We start from the raw sequence: 21,814 nt of genomic DNA, 5'->3' as shown, positions 1-21,814 counted from the left end.
GAACCTTCGAATGTCGCGATTGGCGGTCAAGCCCGTCACCAGGGCAAGCTGGAGTGATTTCGAAGCCCTGTTCGAGAGCAAGGGCGCACCGAGCTATTGCTGGTGCATGGCCTGGCGGCCGATCGAAGACCGGACAGAGGCCACCAACGCGGATCGTAAACGAACGCTCAAATCCTTCGTCGATCGGCGCCTCCCCATCGGGATCGTTGGATATCTTGAGAAGGAACCGGTCGCCTGGTGCTCGGTGGCGCCCCGTTCGACCCATGTTTCGCTGTCCAAGCAGCAGAACGACGGCGAAGAGGGCGTTTGGTCGGTGACCTGCTTTTTCGTGCGCAGAGCCCATCGCGGCACGGGTCTATCGGGCCAGATGCTGGATGCAGCGATCGCTTACGCCAAAAAGAAGGGTGCCCGGATCATTGAAAGCTACCCCGTCGATCCGGAGTCTCCAAGCTATCGTTTCATGGGATTTGTGGAGCTATTCGAGAAGAGAGGCTTTGCCGAGATCGGCCGGGCGGGGACGCGTCGCCACATTATGCGGCTGACCCTCTAAGGCTTATTCAGGCGTGCGGATGAGTATCTGTCGCTCGCTCGACTTCCGCCTCGGTCGACATCAGAAGGCCCGTGACTGCGGCGGCCAGGACGACCACCGCGCCGACGACGCCAAGAATGACGATTGCCATGGTTCTGCTCCAGCTTGCGTAACGTGAAGACGCAACAGCCTTGGCGCGCGGGTGGTTCCTGCCGCTTGGCAAAGTGCGGCGTAAGTGTGGCGCGGCTGCGACACTCGAATTTGAGGGTGTCAGCCCGTACGTTCGAGAAAGGTAATGGCCGTGCCGCCATAGTCGCGGCGATCCACGATCTGCGTACCGACGGGTGCCTCGATTGCCACGTCCTTGTCCTCCTCGATGAGGATCAGGGCTTCTGCCGCGACCCAGCCGCCGGCCAGGGCGCTGGCGATTGCCTTTTCTCCCAGGTTCTTGCCATAGGGAGGATCGCAGAAGACCAGATCTGCGGGACGCAGGCGTTCGATGGGGCCGAGATCGGCGGCATCGCGCTTGAGGAGCTTGGTCTGACCGCCCAGGCCGAAGCTCTCGATATGCCCGCGGATCAGACCGCGCGCCTCGATCCCGGTGTCGACGAATACGCAGTGCGCGGCGCCGCGCGAGATCGCCTCAAGCCCCATGGCGCCGGTGCCCGCGAAGAGGTCAAGCACATAGAGGCCATCGAGATTGGGACCGATGCGGCTGCCGATGATCGAGAACACGGCTTCACGAACGCGATCGGAAGTCGGACGAATATCGTCCGACTTCGGGGTGTCGAGCTGTTTGCCGCGGAATTTGCCGGCAACGATACGCATTGCGGCTATTCGTCCTCGCTCCGGCGGGGACGCCGCGGCCGTTCAGGACGCGGGCCGGACGGCTTGCCGCCGCGTGGCGGCCCCTTACGCTCGCCACCTTCGCGGCGGGGACCTTTTGAAAACGGCCTATCGTCATCGCGACGCGGCCCTCGGGCCGGGCGCACCTGGTCTCCGCCCTCACGACGCGGGCCCTTGGAGAACGGACGATCCCCATCACGGCGCGGACCGCGTGAAGGCCGGCCTTCCTCGCCTTCACGGCGTGGCCCTTTGGAGAATGGACGGTCTCCACCACGGCGCGGCGGACGATCACCGAAAGCCTTGTCGCTCTTGCCCGGCGCGGTGCGCCGCGCCAGCGGGCGATCGGTATCCTTGCGCTTGGGCCGATCACCCCAATCTCCGCCTTCGCGGCGAGGGCCGCGTGCGGGACGGGTTTCACCGCCGCGGTCGGGCCGCGGACCCTTATTGAATGGGCGCTCGCCATCTTCGTCGCGATCACGAACCGGCTTGGAAAAATTCTTGCGCGGCCGGTCGCTGAAAGCCTTATCGTCCTTGAAGCGGCGCGGCTTGTCGCCATCGCGGCCACGGCGGTCGAAGGGCCTATCCTCGCCCTTGCCCCGGCGTTCGGCGGGCATCTGCACGATTTGCGAAGGGCGACCGTCATCGAAATGGACGGTACGCGCCTCGGTTTCCCTCATCGGTTTACCGCGCGACTCGGGCCGCTTGCGCAGGCCGCCGAAGCGGTCGCGCTCGGTGGCGCGGCTTTCCGGCTTTTGCGGCGAACGGCGGCGCGGCTGTGTGGGGTCTTCGTCGGATTCGGAATCGAAATCGGCGCCCGAGCTCTCGGTGAGGCGTTTGCCGAGCTGATCCTTGAGCACACGGGTCTTGACCTTTTCGACGCTTCCGGCAGGCAGATCGCCGAGTTGGAACGGGCCATAGGATAGGCGGATCAGGCGGTTGACCTCAAGCCCGAGCGCGCCGAGAACATTGCGGACCTCGCGGTTCTTGCCCTCGCGCAGCGACACGGTAAGCCAGACGTTGGAGCCGGTCGAGCTGTCTAGGACCGCTTCGATCGGGCCGTAGTCGACCCCTTCCACGGTGATGCCTTTGGCCAGGCCATCGAGCTGTTCCTGTGTGATCGAGCCGAAGGCGCGGACGCGGTAGCGCCGTACCCAGCCGGTGGCAGGGAGTTCGAGCGTACGCTTCAAGCCGCCATCATTGGTGAGCAGCAAAAGGCCTTCGGTGTTGAAATCAAGGCGGCCGACGGTCAAAACGCGCGGCAAGCCGAGCTTGTCGAATTCGGCAAACACGGTGGGCCGGCCCTCGGGGTCTTTTTCCGTGACCATCAGCCCGGCGGGCTTGTGGTAGAGCCAGAGCTGGGTGGGCTGACGACGGGCAATGGGCTTGCCGTCGACGGCGATCGTGTCGCTTTCGATGACGTTGAAGGCCGGGGTCTTGACCGGGCTGCCGTTGACCGAGATGCGGCCCGCGGTGATCCAGCTCTCGGCATCGCGGCGCGAGCACACACCGGCGCGCGCGATGACCTTGGCGAGGCGTTCGCCAGCGGGGGGTTGAGGTTTATCGCTCATTTGGAGCGGTCTTTCTTCTTTAGATACCAAAACAAAGCGAGGCCCCTAGGCCTCGCCGGAAAACCAAAAGCGTAAACCTTACAAAGGCTTACTGCTGAGCCGCAAGCGCAGCGCGCACATCGGGCGGACAGCTCGGGTCGGTCGGAGCGACAAGCGCGCCATTGGCCGCCTGGCAGATCGTTTGTTGGCCACCGACCGTCTGAAAGTAACTCTCGGGCGGCAGGTAGATGCTGCGCTCACCCGCCCCTTGCGCATTGCGATAGGACGCCATGCGGGCGGCGAGCTGGCGCGCCTCGGCCTCGGTCAGAGGCCGTCCGGAGGTTGCGCCCGAGGAAACGACACGTCCACCGCGCAGGGCGTCGAGATCGGCAGTGGTCAATCCCGAAGTATCGAGAGTAACCGAACTGGAGTCCTCGGGGATAACTGCGGCCGATTGGCTTGGCGGGGGCGGGGTTGCACCCGATCCGGGGATGACCAGCGGGCTGCGTTCGCCCGAAATCATTGGCTTTTCCTCAGTGGGAACGACGCCGACGCCCTGAAGGGTGGTGCGCATCACCTCGCGCTCGAATGTCAAAGGATCGACCATCGCATTGGTGCCTTCGACAGTGGTGCACGCGGCGAGCGCCGTCGTGGCGATCGCGGCGAGAAATGTCAGGCGCAACAGAGCTTTACCCCTGCCATCACTGTTTACAACCATACGCATCGGCGCCTCAAAGCCCTGATTATCTTGTCTGTTCCGGCGGGTTATAGCCTATCGGCGGACCTAAGGCCAGAATTTGGCCGATTTACGATTTCGCCTCGATAGCCCGTTTTGGGCGCAAGACGTCGACGATCATCATCACGACCCCGACGCTGATGGCGACATCGGCGATGTTGAAGACGTAAAACGACCAAGTGCCTAAAAAGAAATGGAAAAAATCGGCCACCGCGCCCCAGACGATTCGATCGATTGCATTCGAGAGGGCCCCACCGATGGCGAGGGCGATGCCGATGCGGGTCAAAAGAGAGTCTTCCTTGACCCACCACCAAGCCAGCGCGACCATGGCTAAGGCCATGACAAGCAACAACATTTCAGGCGTCAGGCCACCGAGCAGACCGTAGGAAATGCCGGTGTTCCAGACCAGGGTGTAATTGAAGAACGGGGTCAGCGGGACGATCTCGCCGCCGGTCCAGCCGGCGAGATCGACCTGAAGATATTTGTGCAGGCGGTCCAGAACAAGGACCGCCAGCGCTGGGACAAGGCTCCAGATGACCGATGGTTTCGTCAGCCAGTTCATGCCCTTAACCCCGCCGCAGCGCGTTCGCGCATGGCCTGGGCGTCGCGGGGGGTGAGGTCGGGATATTCAGGGTCCGAACCCACCTCAGGGGTGATTTTCCACGAGCGGGCGCAGCGGGAGCCCTCGGCCCTTTCAAAGCTCACATGAACCGGCACAGAGGGGTCGAGATCAGCCTTTGTGCCGATGATCGACGGGTCTAGGTGCCAGTTTAGTGCACTGGTTATGCAGATCTCGGCCAAATCCTGCCCTTCGAGGGCTTTTGCAAGCTCGGGATCGCCGATCGTGACCGCTGGGGCCGCCTCGAGCGAGGAACCGATCACCTTGTTCTTGCGCTCGATTTCGAGCGCCGCAGTCACGGCGCGGCGGACGGTTCTGATCTTGGCCCATTTGTCGGCCAGCGCATCGTTGCGCCATTCAGCCGGCACATTTGGGAAAACCCGTGCGTGGACGCTCGAGGTGTCGCCCGGGTTCCGCTCAAGCCAGACTTCTTCCATCGTGAAGACCAGCACCGGAGCGAGCCAGGCGGTCAAACAGGAATAGAGCTGATCGAGAACCGTCAACGCGGCCTTGCGCTTGATCGAGGAGATCGGGTCGCAATAGAGCGCGTCCTTGCGGATATCGAAATAAAAGGCCGAAAGCTCGAGGTTCATGAAATTGGCGATCGTGGTCACCACGCGCTTGTAGTCATAGGCGCGGTAGCCGGCGCGAACTTCCTCATCCAGCACCGCGAGGCGGTGCAGGATGAGCTGCTCGAGTTCGGGCATGTCGGCGAAGGCGATGGCTTCCTCGGGCTTGAAATGGGCGAGATTGCCCAACAGCCAGCGGAAGGAGTTGCGCATCTTGCGATACATCTCGACGGTGTTGGCAAGGATTTCATCGCCGATGCGGTGATCCTCGGCATAGTCGATGGTCGCCGCCCAAAGGCGCAGGATATCGGCGCCGAACTTCTTGATGATGTCCTGGGGCGCGATGGTGTTGCCCAAGGATTTGCTCATCTTGAAGCCGTTCTTGTCCATGGTGAAGCCATGGGTCAGAACGGATTCATAGGGCGCGAACCCATTGGTGGCGCAGCTTTCGAGCAGCGAGGAGTGGAACCAGCCGCGATGCTGGTCCGAGCCTTCGAGATACATGGACGCGGGGAACTTCAGATCCGGCCATTTCTGCTTGTTGCGCAGCACAAAGGCGTGGGTGGAGCCGGAATCGAACCACACGTCGAGAATGTCGGTGACCTGGGTCCAGTTCTCGTGATCGGAAACGTCATTGCCCAGGAAGCGGGCCTTGGCACCCTCGGCGAACCAGGCGTCGGCGCCTTCATCCATGAAGGCTTCGACGATGCGGTGATTGACCTTCTCGTTCTTGAGGATTTCGCCACTGTCCTTGTGGACGAACACGGTGATGGGAACGCCCCATGCGCGCTGGCGCGAGAGGACCCAATCGGGGCGATCGGCGATCATCGAGCGGAGCCGATTCTGGCCTTGCGGGGGGACGAATCTGGTGGCGTCGATGGCGGCAAGGGCGCGGGTGCGCAGGGTATCTGTGCCCGTAGCCAAGGCCCCCTCACCCGGCGCATTCGCGCCGACCTCTCCCCCGAAGGGAGAGGTAAGGTTGGTCGCGGAGGCGGAGCCTGTGGCTCCCCCCTCATCCGCCCTTCGGGCACCTTCTCCCCCGAGGGGAGAAGGAGTCCCTGCGGTGAGCGTTTTGCCCTCGAGGTCCTTGTCCATATAGACGAACCATTGGGGAGTATTGCGGAAAATGATGGGCTTTTTCGAGCGCCAGGAATGGGGGTACTGGTGCTTCAACCGCCCCCGGGCGAAGAGGTTATTGGCGGCGATCAGGGCCTTGATGACGCGGTCATTGGCATCGCCCTTCTTGCCCTTGTCGTCGATGACGCGCGCAGCGCCACCTTCGGCGTCGGGGCCGAAGCCGGGGGCGGCGCTGGTGTAAAAGCCGGCGTCGTCGACGGTGAAGGGGATGGCAGGATCGATGCCGCGGGCCTGCAGATCGCGGGCGTTTTCCTGCCAGACATCAAAGTCGTCGGCGCCGTGGGAAGGGGCGGTATGGACGAAGCCGGTGCCCGCATCGTCGGTGACGTGCTCGCCATCGAGGAGCGGCACGAGGAACTCGTAGCCGCCGGCGAGGCCGCGCAGCGGGTGGTGGAGGGTCATCGCGGCGAGGTCGTCGGCCGTCACATCGGCAAGGCGCTTGAAGGTGAGCTTGGCCTTCCTGGCGCTTTCCTCGGCCAGCTTGTCGGCGAAGATCAGCTTTTCGCCCGGCTGCGGGCCGAAATCGTTCTCCGCGGTTTCGACCTCGTAGAGGCCGTAGTCGATGCGCGAGGAATAGGAGACGGCGCGGTTGCCAGGAATGGTCCAGGGGGTGGTGGTCCAGATGACGACATGAGCGTTGGTATGGGCACCTTCGGTCACCGGAAATTTCACCCAGATCGCGTCGGACTCGTAGTCCTGGTACTCGATCTCGGCTTCGGCCAGTGCCGTCCGTTCCACCACCGACCACATCACGGGCTTCGATCCGCGATAGAGCTGGCCGCTCATGGCGACTTTCATCAGTTCCGAAGCGATGGTGGCTTCGGCGTCGTAGCTCATGGTGAGATACGGGTTGGCCCAATCGCCCATGACACCAAGACGCTTGAATTCCTCGCGCTGGATGTCGATCCACTGTTCGGCGAAGGTGCGGCATTCGGCGCGGAATTCGTTGATCGGCACCTCGTCCTTGTTCTTGCCCTTGGCGCGGTATTGTTCCTCGACCTTCCACTCGATGGGCAGGCCGTGGCAGTCCCAGCCCGGCACATAGGCCGAGTTGTAACCCAGCATCTGCATGGAACGCGAGACGAGATCCTTGAGGGTCTTGTTGAGCGCGTGGCCGATATGGATGTTGCCATTTGCGTAAGGGGGGCCGTCGTGAAGGGTGAATTTTTCACGATCCCGGCTCTGCTCACGCAGGAGCTTATAGAGGTCCATATCCTCCCAGCGCTTGAGCCATTCGGGCTCGCGCTGGGGCAGACCGGCCCGCATGGGGAAATCGGTCTGCGGCAGGAACAGGGTGTCGGAATAGTCGCGCTCGGTTGTCGCGCCCGGTTGCGTGTCGGTCATTAGAACTCGCACAAATTTTCAGTCGGTCTGAATGTTGGTGCCGCTTTTAACAGCGGCGGCGAAGGATTGCCAATGGGTTTGGGTTTCAGCCTTGCGGCTGAGACATCGGCGCTGCCGATGCCGCACCCCTCATCCGACCGCTTCGCGGCCTTCTCCCCTCCAATCGTGCCACGGGCACGATTGGAGGGGAGAAGGGTAACCGTGGCAATGTTTCGGCAGGAACGCCGTGCTGTCTATTGGCTAAGAAACAAAGCCCAGGGCGGCGTCGAACTCGGAGAGCGGGGCCGCCTGGGCGGTGGTAATTCGAGCGGCTTTGGTGTCGCGGCCCATTTCGGCGATCAGCGCGTCGAGATCGGCAAAGGTCATCTGGCCGCGCACATGAGAGATGAGCGCGACTTCGAGGGTCTTGCCGTAGATATCGCGGTCGAAATCGAAGATGAAGGTTTCGAAAGGCGGCTTGGTGTTGTCGAACATGGGCTTGCCGTAGGCGGCGACACCGTCGAACACTTCGTCATCCAGCCGGACCTTGACCGCATAGACGCCTTGGGCCAGCCCGAAGGTTTCGGGAACGGCCATGTTGGCGGTGGGATAACCCAATTCGCGGCCGCGCTTGTCGCCCTCGATCACGGTGCCGGAAAAGAAATAGTGATACCCCAGAAGCGCGTTGGCGGCGGCGACATCGCCGGCGGCGAGCGCATCGCGGACGCGTGAGGAGGAGACGGGCTCTTCTCCTTCATCGAGCATGTCGCAGATTTTGACCGAGAAGCCCTTTTCCTCGCCCTGGCCGAGAAGGAATTCGGGAGTGCCCGCCCTGCCCTTGCCGAAATGGAAATCGGCGCCGACCACAACGCCGGAAACCTCAAGCGCTTCGATGAGGAACCGCGAAACGAAATCGGCCGCCTCGACCGAAGCCAGATCGCGGGAAAACTCAAGGAACGCTACGGCATCGAAGCCCAGCGCCTCGACAAGCCGCGCCTTGGCGTCGGCATAGGTGAGGCGAAAGAGGAAGGGCTGGGGCGCAAAGACATCGCGCGGATGCGGCTCGAATGTGAGGACCAGGGCCGGAACGCCCTTTTGCTCCGCCATCTCACGCGCGGCGGCGAAGACCTGCTGGTGCCCGCGATGGCAGCCATCGAAATTGCCGATCGCGATGACGCCGCCGCGAAGCGCGGAGGGAACGTCGGCAAGGCCGTCGAGACGATGAAAATTGGTGCCAGCGGTCATAACTTGGATGGAGAGGTCTACAGGAGAGGCGGAACCTGCCTTTTTGTCGGCTCGATTGCAAGAGCGGCTTGCGTGCCGAGGGTTTGAAAGCGGTAGGCGCATGCGGGGCGCGGGGTGGCGGTGGGCGGCTCGCCGAAATCGAGGAGCGGGTAAAATCCTAGCGGAATCAGTCTGTTGCGCGGCAGGGGATCGCGGCCGATATCGCCCACATAGACCTCCGCGCCGGCGGCAAGGCAGCGGTCCAGAAAGGCCGTGACGCGGAGGGCGAGGGCGGGATCGTAGAAGAGATCACCTACGAGGATTACCTCGGTATCGGGGGGTGAACCATCGAGAATATCGGCCTGTAAAGCGGTTATGGTGACGGTGTTGAGCGTGGCATTGAGTTTGAGGTTGGCGATGGCGTTGAAATCGGGGTCGGCGGCGGTGACCGAAGACGCTCCGGCGAGCGCGGCGGCGATGGCGAGGAGGCCCGAACCGGTGCCCAGATCGAGGACGGATTTGCCGGCGACAAGCTCGGGATGGGCGGCGAGGTGATGGGCGAGCGCGAGGCCGCCGGGCCAGGGCCATGCCCAGTAGGGCGGCACCCCATCGGCGGCGAGGCGCCAGACGCCGCTGGTGGGGGTGGCGGTGTGGAGGCGGATATGGGGGAGGCCCGGAACGGGGGTTACGGGGAGATTGGCGGTGATGAAGGCTGTGGGGTCGGGCATGGCGAGGTGCCTAGAGTCGGGATAAAGGCCCGTGGCCATCACATCTTCTGGAGCCAGCGGAAGCCTTGCGGGTCTCCGGGTCAAGCCCGAAGACGACGAGGGGGAGTAGGGAACCTTCCGTGTGGTTCGGCAACGCTCTTCCGGTTCGTCATCGTCGGGGCCCCTACCCTACCGCGCCAAACGGGGCATGAAGCCGACCATGTTGGCGCGGGAGACCGAGACGAGGTCGGCCACGCGCTTTGGGGGCGGGTTGTTGAAGGCGTCGAGCTCGGCGGCGTGGATGGAGCCGGTGATGAACAGGAGGTCGATGCCGAACTGGGCTGCGCCGACGGAGTCGGTGCGGACCGAATCGCCGATGGCGAGGATGTCGCGCTTGTCGAACCGGCGGCCGGCGGCCTCGTCGAGCATGGCCTTGGCCTGCTCGTAGATGGGATTATAGGGCTTGCCGGCCATCATCACGCGGCCGCCGATATCCTCATAGGCATCGGCCAGGGCGCCGCCGCAATAGACGATCCGCTCGCCCTCCTCGACCACCTTGTCTGGATTGGCGCAGATCAGCGGCAGGTCGCGCGATTTCCAGATCTTCATGCGCTCTGCATAGTCGGCGGGGGTGTCGTCATCGGTATCGAGGTCGGTGACCGCGACGGCGGTGGCCTGCTCATCGGAACCGAAGGTCAAATCGAGCCCTTCGAACAGAACGTCGTCAGTAGCGGGGCCGACGCGGGCGACGGTGCGGCCGCGCCAGTTTTCGAGCAGCGCGCGCGTGGCATCGCCCGAGGAGATGAGCGCATCATAGGCCTCGCGCGGGATATCCATGGCGTCGAGCTGGGCGATGATGGAACTGCCGGGGCGCGGGGCGTTGGTGATGAGCACGACGCGGCCGCCCTGCTCGCGATAGGCGACCAGCGCCTCCACCGCGCTCCAGTGCGGCGTGATGCCGTTGTGAACCACGCCCCAGACATCGGAAAGGATGCCGGGATAGCGCGGGGCGAGGCTGGAAAGGCCGGGTGTGGGGCCGGTGAGAGCGGGCATAAAGAAACTCCTTAGCGCGAGGCGGCGCGGCGCAGGGAGTCGTCGCCATCGTCGCGCAGGTCGGGGCGCAGCGGCGCGATATCACCCAATACCCGCCCCTGGGCGAGGCGGATGCCGTCATCGAGCAGCGCGAGGATTTCGCTCTCCGCCTCGAGGCCGGTGAGGACAAGGTTGATGCCGAACCGCTTGATGTAATCGTTGATGTCGGAGGAATGGAAATCGGTCAAGGCGGAGGTGTTGGCGATAAAGCCGCCGCCCGAGGTCGAGATGTGGCGCACGCCCTTTTCGGCGAGGCCGGCGAAATCGAGGCGCAGGGTGGTGGCATTGCGCAGAGCGAGGGTGACGCCCTGCTGGACCAGGCTGGCGAGACCATCGGCTTGCGGGCGCGAGAGGGCGGTCCAATCCTGGTAATCGAGCGCGAAGGCGATATCGGAATTGACGGCACGGTTGGCGGCGAGCAGCGCCAGAAGGCGTTCGAGAGCGGGCTTGTCGTCCAGCGTCGCGGGAGAGAGATCGACCAGCAGACGCACCGGATCGCCGCCCAGCCGGGCGCGGCGGACGATGCGGACGGCCTCCTCGGCGCTCAGCAGATCGATGCGGCGCAGGATGACGGTGCCCTCCCCCGTGGGGACGGGCAGGAACTGGGGCGGGTCGATCAGCTCGCCGTCGAGTTCGAGGCGCGGCACGAGATCGAGCGCATGCAGCTTGCGCTGGGGGAGCGTGAGGACCGGCTGGACGTGGTGGACGATGCGGCCATCATCGAGGGCGCGGCGGACATCGTCGAGCGGGACGATGGGGCGGCGGGGCCTGGGCTCGGGATTTGCGGCGCGGTCGCTAGAGGCGGGCGCGAGCGAAGCCTGGGCGGTTTCGAGCTCGGAGACGGCCTCGGCCACCTGGCGGACGACGGTGCCCAGCACGCTCATATCGGCCTCCACGACATCGAGGCGCGGGCCGAGATCGAGATCGACGATGGCGTTGACGCGCTGGGAGAGCACCTGGCCGGCCTTGGCGTCGGTGGCAAGCAGGCGGCCCATTTCCTCGACGCCGGCTTCGAGGCGGGCGAAGGCGCGGCGGCGGGCGGCACGCTCCTCGATCAGCGCGCCGCCGAGGATGATCACCAGCGCCAAAAGCCCGGCTTCGATGGGGGTGAAGCCGAGCGCGAAATAGGCCGCGGCGCCCAGAGCGGCACCGCACAGGCCAATGAAGATAAAGACCAAGCCCTGCACGCGGCTCCAGCCCCCAAGGGAATCAACTCGGCTTTTCTCATAAAGCTCTAGCATTTGGCGGGAAGGCGAAAAAGCACAACCGCCAACCCTTTGTTTACCCTAACGGATTGATAGTGGCCTTGAGCCCCTACCGTAAGGAGAGATGGCCGGATGCGTGATGGAAACCCATCGGACGCAGATATGAAGCTGTTGCTCATCGAGCGTTCGGGAGAGCGGGCGCGGGTGACGATGGCGGCGATATTTGCCCATTGGGGCAATGCGGTGGCGCTCGTTCACTGCACGAGCGGGCAACAGGCGCTGCGCAGCCTCAAGACCGGGCGGTTCGACGTGATCCTGGCCGAGACCGGGAGCCTGGAAGGGCTGGGCTGCGACGAAGAAGCCGCATTCGGAATGCTGGCGGGCGCCTCGGGCGGCGCGCTGATCATCGCGCTTTCCGATGGCGGATCGGTGTCGATGGCTGTCGCGGCGATGCGGGCCGGCGCGCACGACTACCTGGCGCTGCCGATCTCGGGGCCGGTGCTGGCGGCGCGGCTGGGCGAACTGGGCCAGCGGCACGGCAAGGCGCGGGCGATCGTTTGCGAGGCAGCCGAGGAGCGGCACGCCGACTTCGAAGGGTTCGTGGGGACGACGCCGCAGATGCGGGCGATCTACGACCAGATCCTGCGCATTGCCCCGTCGGCGGCGCCGGTGTTCATCACCGGCGAAAGCGGCACGGGCAAGGAAGTTTCGGCCGAGGCGCTGCACAAGCGCGGCCCGCGCGCCAAAAAGCCGTTCATCGCCATCAATGCCGGGGCGATCCCGCGCGAATTGATGGAGGCCGAGGTGTTCGGCGCGGTTAAGGGCGCCTATACCGGTGCCCATGAGGACCGCAAGGGCGCCATTGAAATGGCCGATGGCGGCACGCTGTTTCTCGACGAGATCGGCGAGATGGACCTGGCGCTGCAGGCCAAGCTTTTGCGCTTTCTCCAGACCGGGACGATCACCCGTGTCGGGGAATCGGTATCCCGGCCGGTGGATGTGCGGGTGATCTGCGCCACCAACCGCAACCCGATGCAATTGGTGAGCGAAAAGAAATTCCGCGAGGACCTTTTCTACCGCCTGCACGTTCTGCCCATCCACCTGCCGCCCCTGCGGCAGCGGCCGGGGGACATCATGCCGCTGGCACAGAGCTTTCTTGCCCGGTTCGGCAAGGAAGAAGGCAAGAGCTTTGCCGGCTTTGCGCCCGATGTCGCCGACCTGTTCGTGGCGCGGGAATGGCCGGGCAATGTGCGCCAGCTCCAGAACCTGGTGCGCCGGATCGTCGTGATGTTCGACGGCGGGGTGGTGAGCGCGCAGATGGCGCTGGCCGCCGATATCGAATCGCGCGACGCCTATTGCGCCGAGCAGGCGGCAAGCGGGGCCCAGCCTTCGGTGCTGCCCATGTGGCAGCAGGAGCAAAGGATCATCGAAGAGGCGCTCGACGCCTTCGGCGGCAACATCGCCCGCGCGGCGGCGGCGCTCGAAATCAGCCCTTCGACGATCTATCGCAAGCGCCTGGGCTGGGAACGCGCCGGGGCGGCTTAGGGGATGGAAAGCGGCCGGTCCGATTTTAGCCGGCGATAGCACAAAGCCGCTATCGCGTGATATCAGCAATGATCTGAGTTTTGGCTGTGGGAGGCAAACATTGGCACCGAGTGTACTCGCTGTCGACGGCACAGCTTTGATCGACGCAAGCTGCCAGGAGTTGCAGAGCGCTTGGAGCGGTCGCCTTACCCTCTCTAGTGGCACAATCAGCGCGTCCTTATTTCGATTCGATCGCAACGCGCCTGACCGGGACAGAAGGGAGACTGCTAAGCTCGCCTTAGAGACCGGCGAAATGGCGACATTGCTGGGCTGTTCGCCGATATCAACAGGCTCTCGCAATCATCAATTTAAGGCAAGCTACCTTCTTCTCGGGGGTCGGGAATGGCGTGAGGTGGACAGGGTATCAATCTTCGAATTTTGCCTTCCGGCGGCGACAGGGTCGCTCTCGTACGGGGACCATAAGGAGTATGATTTCGAAGAAGACGGTGACGCGGTTGTATATGTCAATCGTACCATTCCAACACGCAGCGAAATCATGCGTGTGCGCGGCGAAGGATACGAGGTGGTCATTTCCAAAATCCCCGCAATCTCGGTAGCCAGACTAGAGGACATAAACGACGACCCGACTTGGATTTCTGTCCGCTATGACAAAGCGGTCTCTCTCGAGGAATCCCTTCAGGTGCCGTTTCACATCCAGACCCTATTCGCGCTCTCAGAGGGCAGGCCGCTGAGAGAAACAGGACTGGCAGTGCAATCAGAAGGCGACGGCAAAGTTGAAGCGCCCAGCGCCTTTGCTCTCTATCGAAACTGGCGGCCGGCAGACTATGAACAGGTTGAACGCATTGGTGTCGAGCAGATATTTCGCGTGTTCAATCGCTCTGACAGAGAAATTACCGAGAAAGCCCTTGCTATCTGGCTTGCTCGTCAAAAGCAGTGGGAGGTCACTTACTGGCTGGCCTCTCAGTTCGTGCAGGCGGGAGAGGTAACCGACCGCAGCAAGCTCATGAAGGTGATGGCCTGGTTCGAGTCCATCCCGGACTACAAGCTCGACAGTGGTCTAACCCAAACTGCGCTCACGCGCTTTAGAAGAGATGCCCGCAACCTGGATTCCTTCGAAAGACTAGGCGTCCCTTCAGAGCGCCTGTCCCAGGTGCTCAACGAGCTAGTCAGGCTTCCATTGGCCGAACGCTTCAATCAGGCGATCAGGGACGTTCGGACCACATTCGGGGAAGACGTACTCGGCGCGAGCATCGAACAAGACTGTAGGCTGGCCATCAAGCTTCGGAACGATGCAGCCCACGGTTCTCACGGCGCCATTGAAGAGAATTTTCGCGAGTTTGTCATCGCAACTTCAGCAGTCGAGACGCTGGCGGTTTTGGCAACGCTCCGCGAGTTAGGAGTAGATCGTAAGCGAATACGCGATGTTACGAACAGGTTCACTCCCCACCCTTATGCGAGTTACCAAATGTGGGCAGACAGCCGTCTCTTGGGAACCGCATAATTTCTCGCAAGGGAAGCCGCGCAAAATACTCGCGGAGACTACCGTAGCGGACAGCTTACCTTGAGCGCCGGGGCTGCAGCCGGGCAGCAACTTGCCTGGATTTGCCACGCGTTGGCACTGCAACGACCGGCAGGTATCGCGCGGTCATTTAACCGCGCCAAACGACCGCTTTGGGGCCCACTAACAGTCACACGCGACAAACGCGGCAAAACCGTTCATAACTTCCGCAGCCTGTGTCGCGGGGGGTGATGTGGCATGGGTAGAGCACAAGCAGACATGGCATCGAAGGCACAGATGGGCATAGTGGATGCGGTCAAAACTTGCTTCCGCAAGTATGCTGATTTTTCCGGGCGAGCCAGCAGGCCGGAGTACTGGTGGTTTTTTCTGTTCACCGTAATCGTCACGGCAATTCTCGGAATTCTGGACGCGGCCATCTTTGGTTCCGGTGCGGAAATCGAGGAGGCGCCGCGTATTCTCAGTGGGATTTTTCAATTGGCGGTCCTGCTTCCGATGCTCGCTGTCGCGTGGCGTCGAATGCATGACACGGGGCGCCCCGGCTGGTACGTCCTGCTGCCCATGTTGCTATCGTTTGCCTTCCTTGCCGCTGCTCTTGCAGGCGTGGTGACTTTCTCGGCTGTCGAGACAAGGTTGGATGATCCAAGCGTCTTAATCGCTCCGGCAGCGTGGTTCGGAGGCTTCGGCGTGGCGCTCACGGTCTTGGTACAGCTTGTTCTCGCCCTTCTGATGCTATGGTGGTTGACCCGACCGTCCCAGCCTGGCGCAAACCAGTATGGACCTGCCCCGGCAAAATAGCTGCGCGGACGGAGTGCCTCGCTGTTGGATTACGGTCAGGCTTCCGCTTTGCGGACGTCCGTTCCGTGCTCGGCGAAGGATTTGAAATCCTCCATCACCTGCCGCGACTGCTTGATGAAGAAAGGACGCATCAGGGGAGCCGCCAATCGCATAAAACCGTTGAACCGGTATTCGTTCTCGCTCACCCAGAGCGTACTCTGGGGGCTCGTTTCAGACAGATGCTCGCGTGCGGCGCTCCACATCCCGTCCGCGACGATCTCGCGCTCATAATGGACGACGCGGTCTGACGGGATGCCGTGCAGGTCGACCGGCTCGCGGCGCGTGATGGTTTCGGTGAGTTCCATGGTCTTCCGGCCCGACTGGAACACGACCTTCGACACGGTACCAACTTGCCCCTCCACACCGCTTCGCGGCTCGTGCGACACCAGGCCCCGCAGCCATTTCGGGCGCTGCGCGGGGTGCTGGAGGAGTTGGATAACCCTCTCCCGTGGCAGCGCGATCTCGATCGAGACGGTGTACTTCATGGTGGCTTCTCCGGTTCCTCAGCGCACGGTTATTGGCAGAGGTTAGGGAAGGTGCGTTGCAGTGTTGCGAAGCGCGGCGCTTATCGTACCGTCGCTCTCAAGAAACAGGTACCGAACGCTTGAAATGTCCTGTCCTCCGGCTGCACGCACCGCACTGAGCGCCTCGTCATGGGTGACCCGCTCCCGTTTCATTGCCTGCTCGCAAAAGACGCCGTCGCGGGCGAGCAGGGCTGGCCGCGCAGCGCTACCGACCGGCGAAACCCTCGGCGTAGAAAAGCTGGATGTCGGTCAACTCCACAACGCCGTTGCGGGAGACGGTGAGGGTTTCGAGGTGCTCGATGGTTTCGAAGCGGTCGCCATAGGCTTCGATGACGCGATCGGGGCCGCCGGTCTGGTCGACGATGTAGGCGTTCCAGCCGGTATGGGCGCCGGGGTCGAAATTGAAGCCGAGATTGCGGGTGTCGTCGCCAAAGCAGGCGAAGGGGAGACGGCCGGCGACTTGCGTGTCGACATAGCCGCAATCGATCCAGTTGATGCCGGCGACGAACAACTCGCCCTGGCCGAAGGCGCCGCGATCGGCAAGGGTTTCGCCCAGCTCGGTCCAGGGGAGCTGGAGGGCGGTAGGGTCTTCCCAATCGCCGGGGAAGACGGTGCGCGCCCACCCGGTGGCGGCGTGGGAGACCAGAAGCGTGAGGATAGCGAGGGTGACGACCGCCGAGCCATAGAGCCAGATGCGCACACCCCTGCCCTCACGGTTGGCCGCCCAGGCGCCCATCAGCATGAAGAGCATGAGATAGCCCGGAGCCTGCCAGTGGAAGTGGAACTGAGTATCGCTCCAGAGCGCGACGAGGGTGAAAAAGACGATGGGTGGCCAGCCGATATAGGCGAACAGCGCGGCCGCGCCCGGCACGGTGCCCGAGGGGAACTGGCCGCGCGGGCCGGCGGCGAGCGCCTTGCCGCCGATATAGAGGGCGGGGATGGCGAGCCAGGGGACCATATAGAGGAGCTGGCCCCAGATCATGCGGATGAGCCCGTTCCAGCGCAATTCGGATTCGGCGAGGGCGCGGCCGCCCTGGAAGCCGAAGGACGCCCAATCGTTCTGGGCGTTCCAAATGATCACGGGGGAGAAGATCACCAGCGCGATGGCGAGGGCAAGCCAGGGGGCGCCGTGGGTGAGCCAGCGGCGCTGGGTGGAGTTGGAGAGGATGAACAGGCCGGTGCCGGCGACGAGGAAGGCTGCGTGGTATTTGGAAAGGAAGGTGAGGCCGAGGAAGAGGCCGGCGAGGCCCCAATAAAGGTAGGGACGTTTGGCGCCGGCGCCGAAGAAGATTTCGACCAGCACGCGGGTCGTGGCGAGCCAGAACAGCAGCATGGGCGCGTCGGGCTGGGTCCAGGAGCCGATCGAGAGCGAGAACAGCACGCAGGCATTGACGATCAGCGCCGCATAGAACCCGGCGAGCGGGGTGTGGATGCGGCGGGTGATGTCGAACACGAGCCAGGTGGAGACCGCGAACATGGCAACGAACGGCAGGCGGATGACCAGCAGGCTTTCCGAACCGGTCAATTGCAGCGTTGCCCAGATGGTCCAGAGCGAGAGAGGGGGCTGGTCGAAATAGGAGAGGTGGAACTGGCGTGCCGACGCCAGGTAGTAGGCCTCGCCCGTGCCCCAGCCGATCAGCGCCGCGCCAATGAGGCGGAGGACGAAGGTGACGGCGATGAGGATGAGGGTTGCCTGGAAGGGGGTGAAGGGGCCGATGCGGGGGTTAGTGGGCATCATGGGCTCCTGTGGGTCGGGCCGAGGCTGCGCCCCCCCTCATCCGCCCCTTCGGGGCACCTTCTCCCACCAGGGGAGAAGGGTAAGAGGGTAGACGTCGGGTTGGGAGTCATAGGGCGGCCGGGCATGTGTCTGGATAAGCTCTGTTGCCGGATTCCGGGAGCACATCCCGAAATGACAGGTGGCTTGTTTGCAGCGGCGCCCTGCCCCACTCGGTCGTCATTGTCGGGCTTGACCCGGCGACCCGCAACGCTGCCAGAGGTGCGGGAGCGGTGTGGGGCATTATCGCGAGAACCAATACGCTTGGCCATCGCCGCGTCCCCCTCATCCGTCCGCTTCGCGGCCACCTTCTCCCCCAGGGAGGCGAAGGACAGGACGCCAAGGGCGCTCTGGCACAAAAGCCCCTCGCCCGGTTGGGGAGAGCAGACGGGGGCCAGGGGCTGACCAAAGGCGCGGGAGGCGGCAATCATCTTGCTACCGCCATGTGAAGACGCGGGTGACGGCGTAGTTGAAGACGACGCTCATCACCACCCCCGCGATGCCGGCGATGAAGAAATTGGCGAGGTTGGCTTCGAACAGGACGCTGGCGACCGAGATGTTGGCGATCGCGCCGAAGCTGCACACGACGTAGAAGCTCAAAAGCCCGGTCCAGAAGCGGGCGCCGCGCAGCTTCTTGTCGGCGTAGGTCAGTTCGTTGTTGAGCACATAATTGGTGGTCATGGCGATGAGGGTCGCCACCAACTGGCTGTTGGCGAAGTTGAAATCGAGCCCTTCGAAAACGAAGGTCAAAACCGCCATGTGCACGACGACCCCGGACGCGCCCACCAGGGCGAACAGCAGGAAGCTGGTGGGGAGAAAGCCGCGCGAGATCTGGGAGACGATCAGCCCGAGGAACTGGGCAACGATCAGGGGACTCATCTTGCTTTCGCCCGCATGGCGCGGACGGAAGCTGTAGGGCACTTCGGCGATCGCCAGCTTACCGCCCAAGGTGCGGTTGGCGGTGGCGATGATGTCGAGCAGGATCTTGAAGCCTTCCCGCGACAGGGAGGGCACGATCCGGCTGAACAGGGAGCGGCGGAGGAGGAAAAAGCCGCTCATGGGATCGGACAGCGACTTGCCCGTGAGGATGCCCGAAAGGCGCGTGGCGATGCTCGAGCCCATCTGGCGGCCGGCGGAAAAGCCCGATTGCGAACTCCCCTCGCCCGTATAGCGCGAGCCCACGGCGATATCGGCGCCCTCGCGGACCTTTTGCAGCATCTGGGGCAGGATGGTTTCGTCATGCTGGTGGTCGGCATCGATGACGGCGACGAATTCGGCGGCCGAGGAAGCCATGCCTTCGATGCAGGCCGAGGAAAGGCCGCGGCGCCCGACACGGTGGATGCAGCGCACATGCGGTTTTTCCAGCGCGATGGACTTGGCGAGTTCGGCGGTGCCGTCGGGGCTGTCGTCGTCGACGACGATCACCTCGAAGGCGATGCCGGCGAGGGCGGCCTCGAGCTTTTCGATCAGCGGGCCGATATTGTCGCGCTCGTTGAAAGTGGGAACGACCACCGAAAGGGTCGGCGCCGTCCACTGGGCGGCAAGCGAATCGTGGGGGGCAAGAGCAGTCATTGTATCGTCTTCTTTTGTCCCCAGGATAGCCGGGATGTGCAAATGCAGGGGCGCCGCCTGGATGCGGGTTTCGATCTCGCGCCGTCGCGGTGCACCTCGCATAGCAAGCCCGGCAGGGCGATGCAAAATTTTTTGCCCTCGGCGCGCTTGACTCCCCTTCAGCGTCTCCCTATCTCGTCGGCCATGCTGTTGGCACTCTCTTCCAAAGAGTGCTAACAGCGGAGGAAATCGATCTCAACACTACGTTCCAAGGAGCGACCATGAGCTTCCGTCCCCTGCATGACCGCGTTGTGGTCCGGCGCGTCGACAGCGAGGAAAAGACCGCTGGCGGCATCATCATCCCCGACACCGCAAAGGAAAAGCCCTCAGAGGGCGTGATCGTTTCGGTTGGCCCGGGCGCCCGCGACGAAAGCGGCAAGGTGACCCCGCTTGACGTGAAGGCCGGCGACCGCGTGCTGTTCGGCAAGTGGAGCGGCACCGAAGTCAAGATCGGCGGCGAAGACCTGCTGATCATGAAAGAGTCCGACATCATGGGCGTGATCGAAGCCTGATTTTCAGCGTTTCTCACGTCTTTTTCTTATTTCATTCGGAGTAAACTCGCATGTCCGCCAAAGACGTAAAGTTCTCGACCGACGCCCGCGACAAGATGGTGCGCGGCGTCAACATCCTGGCCAATGCGGTCAAGGTGACCCTGGGCCCCAAGGGCCGCAACGTGGTGATTGAAAAGAGCTTCGGCGCTCCGCGCATCACCAAGGACGGCGTGACGGTTGCCAAGGAAATCGAACTTGAAGACAAGTTCGAGAACATGGGCGCGCAGATGCTGCGCACCGTCGCTTCCAAGACCAACGACATCGCCGGTGACGGCACCACCACCTCCACGGTTCTGGCCCAGGCCATCGTCAACGAAGGCGTCAAGGCCGTCGCTGCCGGCATGAACCCGATGGATCTCAAGCGCGGCATCGACCTGGCCGTGGGCGAAGTTGTCGAAAAGCTCGCTTCGAAAGCCGTCAAGATCTCGAACTCCTCGGAAGTCGCACAGGTCGGCACCATTTCCGCCAATGGCGAAAAGGAAATCGGCGAGATGATCGCCAACGCCATGCAGAAGGTCGGCAATGAAGGCGTCATCACCGTCGAGGAAGCCAAGACTGCCGAGACCGAACTCGACGTCGTCGAAGGCATGCAGTTCGACCGTGGGTACCTCTCGCCCTATTTCGTGACCAACACCGAAAAGATGGTCGCCCAGCTCGATGATCCGCTCATCCTGCTGCACGAAAAGAAGCTCTCCAACCTCCAGGCCCTGCTGCCGGTTCTCGAAGCCGTGGTGCAGAGCCAGCGTCCGCTGCTGATCATCGCCGAGGACGTTGAAGGCGAAGCGCTGGCGACCCTGGTGGTCAACCGTCTGCGCGGTGGTCTCAAGGTTGCCGCCGTCAAGGCTCCGGGCTTCGGCGATCGCCGCAAGGCCATGCTCGAGGACATCGCGATCCTCACCGGTGGCCAGGTGATCTCGGAAGACCTCGGCATCAAGCTCGAAAACGTCACCCTCGACATGCTCGGCACCGCAAAGCGCGTCGAGATCTCCAAGGAAAACACCACCATCGTCGATGGCGCTGGCTCCAAGGACGACATCGAAGGCCGCGTGAACCAGATCAAGGCGCAGATCGAGGAAACCACCTCGGACTACGACCGCGAAAAGCTCCAGGAACGCCTGGCCAAGCTCGCTGGCGGCGTTGCCGTGATCCGCGTCGGCGGTGCCACGGAAGTGGAAGTGAAGGAACGCAAGGACCGCGTCGACGACGCGCTCAACGCGACCCGCGCTGCCGTTGAAGAAGGCATCGTTCCGGGCGGCGGCGTCGCCCTGCTGCGCGCTTCGTCCAACCTCGCCGCCAAGGGCGCCAACGCCGATCAGGAAGCCGGTATCGCCATCGTGCGCCGCGCGCTTCAGGAGCCGGTCCGTCAGATCGCCAACAATGCCGGCGACGAAGGCTCGGTGGTCGTGGGCAAGATCCTCGACAACGGCGACGACAAGTATGGTTACGACGCCCAGACCGGCGAATATGGCGACCTGATCCAGATGGGCATCATCGACCCCGTCAAGGTGGTCCGCACCGCTCTGCAGGACGCCGCCTCGGTTGCCGGCCTTCTGGTCACCACCGAAGCCATGGTTGCCGAACTGCCCAAGGAAGCTGCTCCGGCAATGCCGGCCGGCGGCGGAATGGGCGGCATGGGCGGCATGGATTTCTAAGTCGCTGACGCGACTTAGAGTCTATTTCGCTCACGGGCCGTACCGCGTTCGGCCCGACGCGCTAAATCCGCGCTGGGCCGAACGCTGGCCCTGCGCGGGCGCGGCCGACGACGGCCGGGCGCTCTTCGCGCCTTAAGAATACGGGATTGGGACCTCTCCGGGTCTCGAACGGGAAGGGCAGCGTTTCGGCGCTGCCCTTTTCGTTTGCCAGCTTCCCGTTCGCATCCTTGGTGGCACAGCTTTGACGGCGCCAGCCAAGGCTGGCTTGCA

Annotated in this window: 20 protein-coding genes; 6 read left to right on the top strand and 14 right to left on the bottom strand. The window is 63.3% G+C overall.

Annotated elements, in window-relative coordinates:
• Positions 1-10: 10 nt before the first annotated feature.
• Complete coding sequence (locus NO932_RS04225) at positions 11-550, top strand: GNAT family N-acetyltransferase (RefSeq protein ID WP_309209837.1); 540 nt, start codon at positions 11-13, stop codon at positions 548-550.
• 7 nt (positions 551-557) lie between these two features.
• Here the strand turns inward: NO932_RS04225 and NO932_RS04220 are convergent, their stop codons facing one another.
• The 10 genes from NO932_RS04220 to NO932_RS04175 form a co-directional block, all read right to left on the bottom strand.
• Positions 558-680, bottom strand: coding sequence for a hypothetical protein (locus tag NO932_RS04220; protein WP_309209836.1), 123 nt, complete (start codon positions 678-680; stop codon positions 558-560).
• Positions 681-799: 119 nt separating this feature from the next.
• Positions 800-1,357: a 16S rRNA (guanine(966)-N(2))-methyltransferase RsmD gene (rsmD, locus tag NO932_RS04215; protein ID WP_309209834.1), complete on the bottom strand. Its 558-nt coding sequence runs from the start codon at positions 1,355-1,357 to the stop codon at positions 800-802.
• Between the two features lie 5 nt (positions 1,358-1,362).
• Positions 1,363-2,943, bottom strand: a complete 1,581-nt coding sequence (locus NO932_RS04210) for a pseudouridine synthase (RefSeq protein ID WP_309209833.1) — start codon at positions 2,941-2,943, stop codon at positions 1,363-1,365.
• Positions 2,944-3,031: 88 nt separating this feature from the next.
• A complete protein-coding gene (locus NO932_RS04205) occupies positions 3,032-3,604 on the bottom strand; it encodes a hypothetical protein (protein WP_309209832.1) in 573 nt (190 codons plus the stop codon).
• Positions 3,605-3,728: 124 nt separating this feature from the next.
• Complete coding sequence (gene lspA, locus NO932_RS04200) at positions 3,729-4,220, bottom strand: signal peptidase II (RefSeq protein ID WP_309162401.1); 492 nt, start codon at positions 4,218-4,220, stop codon at positions 3,729-3,731.
• Positions 4,217-7,327 (bottom strand): isoleucine--tRNA ligase, encoded by a 3,111-nt coding sequence (locus NO932_RS04195; protein ID WP_309209831.1) that lies wholly within the window; start codon positions 7,325-7,327, stop codon positions 4,217-4,219. The genes lspA and NO932_RS04195 overlap by 4 nt, the downstream gene beginning before the upstream one ends.
• A 240-nt stretch (positions 7,328-7,567) precedes the next feature.
• Positions 7,568-8,551 carry a bifunctional riboflavin kinase/FAD synthetase gene (locus tag NO932_RS04190; RefSeq protein WP_309209830.1) on the bottom strand — a complete coding sequence of 328 codons (984 nt, stop codon included), beginning with the start codon at positions 8,549-8,551 and terminating at the stop codon, positions 7,568-7,570.
• Positions 8,552-8,568: 17 nt separating this feature from the next.
• A complete protein-coding gene (locus NO932_RS04185) occupies positions 8,569-9,258 on the bottom strand; it encodes a 50S ribosomal protein L11 methyltransferase (RefSeq protein ID WP_309209829.1) in 690 nt (229 codons plus the stop codon).
• A gap of 168 nt (positions 9,259-9,426) precedes the next feature.
• Entirely contained in the window at positions 9,427-10,290 is an 864-nt protein-coding gene (locus tag NO932_RS04180; RefSeq protein WP_309209828.1) for a TIGR01459 family HAD-type hydrolase, read from the bottom strand.
• Positions 10,291-10,301: 11 nt separating this feature from the next.
• Positions 10,302-11,516 (bottom strand): EAL domain-containing protein, encoded by a 1,215-nt coding sequence (locus tag NO932_RS04175; RefSeq protein ID WP_309209826.1) that lies wholly within the window; start codon positions 11,514-11,516, stop codon positions 10,302-10,304.
• Positions 11,517-11,696: 180 nt separating this feature from the next.
• Between NO932_RS04175 and NO932_RS04170 the strand changes: the two genes are divergently transcribed.
• From NO932_RS04170 to NO932_RS04160, 3 genes are all read left to right on the top strand, one after another.
• Positions 11,697-13,079 carry a sigma-54 dependent transcriptional regulator gene (locus tag NO932_RS04170; RefSeq protein WP_309209825.1) on the top strand — a complete coding sequence of 461 codons (1,383 nt, stop codon included), beginning with the start codon at positions 11,697-11,699 and terminating at the stop codon, positions 13,077-13,079.
• 292 nt (positions 13,080-13,371) lie between these two features.
• On the top strand, positions 13,372-14,580 hold the full coding sequence (locus tag NO932_RS04165; protein ID WP_309209824.1) for a hypothetical protein: 1,209 nt from the start codon (positions 13,372-13,374) through the stop codon (positions 14,578-14,580).
• A 276-nt stretch (positions 14,581-14,856) separates the two neighbouring features.
• Positions 14,857-15,393: a DUF805 domain-containing protein gene (locus NO932_RS04160; RefSeq protein ID WP_309209822.1), complete on the top strand. Its 537-nt coding sequence runs from the start codon at positions 14,857-14,859 to the stop codon at positions 15,391-15,393.
• Between the two features lie 35 nt (positions 15,394-15,428).
• On the opposite strand, the gene NO932_RS04155 is transcribed toward NO932_RS04160, so the two are convergent.
• From NO932_RS04155 to NO932_RS04140, 4 genes are all read right to left on the bottom strand, one after another.
• Positions 15,429-15,917: an SRPBCC family protein gene (locus NO932_RS04155; RefSeq protein ID WP_309209820.1), complete on the bottom strand. Its 489-nt coding sequence runs from the start codon at positions 15,915-15,917 to the stop codon at positions 15,429-15,431.
• Between the two features lie 42 nt (positions 15,918-15,959).
• On the bottom strand, positions 15,960-16,109 hold the full coding sequence (locus NO932_RS04150; protein ID WP_309209818.1) for a YetF domain-containing protein: 150 nt from the start codon (positions 16,107-16,109) through the stop codon (positions 15,960-15,962).
• Positions 16,110-16,161: 52 nt separating this feature from the next.
• Positions 16,162-17,694 carry a glycosyltransferase family 39 protein gene (locus NO932_RS04145; RefSeq protein WP_309209817.1) on the bottom strand — a complete coding sequence of 511 codons (1,533 nt, stop codon included), beginning with the start codon at positions 17,692-17,694 and terminating at the stop codon, positions 16,162-16,164.
• Between the two features lie 471 nt (positions 17,695-18,165).
• The gene (locus NO932_RS04140) at positions 18,166-19,302 is read right to left on the bottom strand and encodes a glycosyltransferase family 2 protein (protein WP_309162413.1); all 1,137 of its coding nucleotides are present in this window, start codon (positions 19,300-19,302) and stop codon (positions 18,166-18,168) included.
• A 260-nt stretch (positions 19,303-19,562) separates the two neighbouring features.
• Here NO932_RS04140 and NO932_RS04135 point away from each other — a divergent pair, with 260 nt between their 5' ends.
• Positions 19,563-19,853 (top strand): co-chaperone GroES, encoded by a 291-nt coding sequence (locus NO932_RS04135; protein ID WP_309162414.1) that lies wholly within the window; start codon positions 19,563-19,565, stop codon positions 19,851-19,853.
• 50 nt (positions 19,854-19,903) lie between these two features.
• Positions 19,904-21,544, top strand: coding sequence for a chaperonin GroEL (groL, locus tag NO932_RS04130; RefSeq protein WP_309209816.1), 1,641 nt, complete (start codon positions 19,904-19,906; stop codon positions 21,542-21,544).
• Positions 21,545-21,814: the final 270 nt, after the last annotated feature.

Origin of the sequence: Pelagibacterium sp. 26DY04 (genome assembly GCF_031202305.1) — a bacterium.
Lineage (GTDB): Bacteria > Pseudomonadota > Alphaproteobacteria > Rhizobiales > Devosiaceae > Pelagibacterium.
This window is presented reverse-complemented; position numbering and strand designations above follow the sequence as displayed.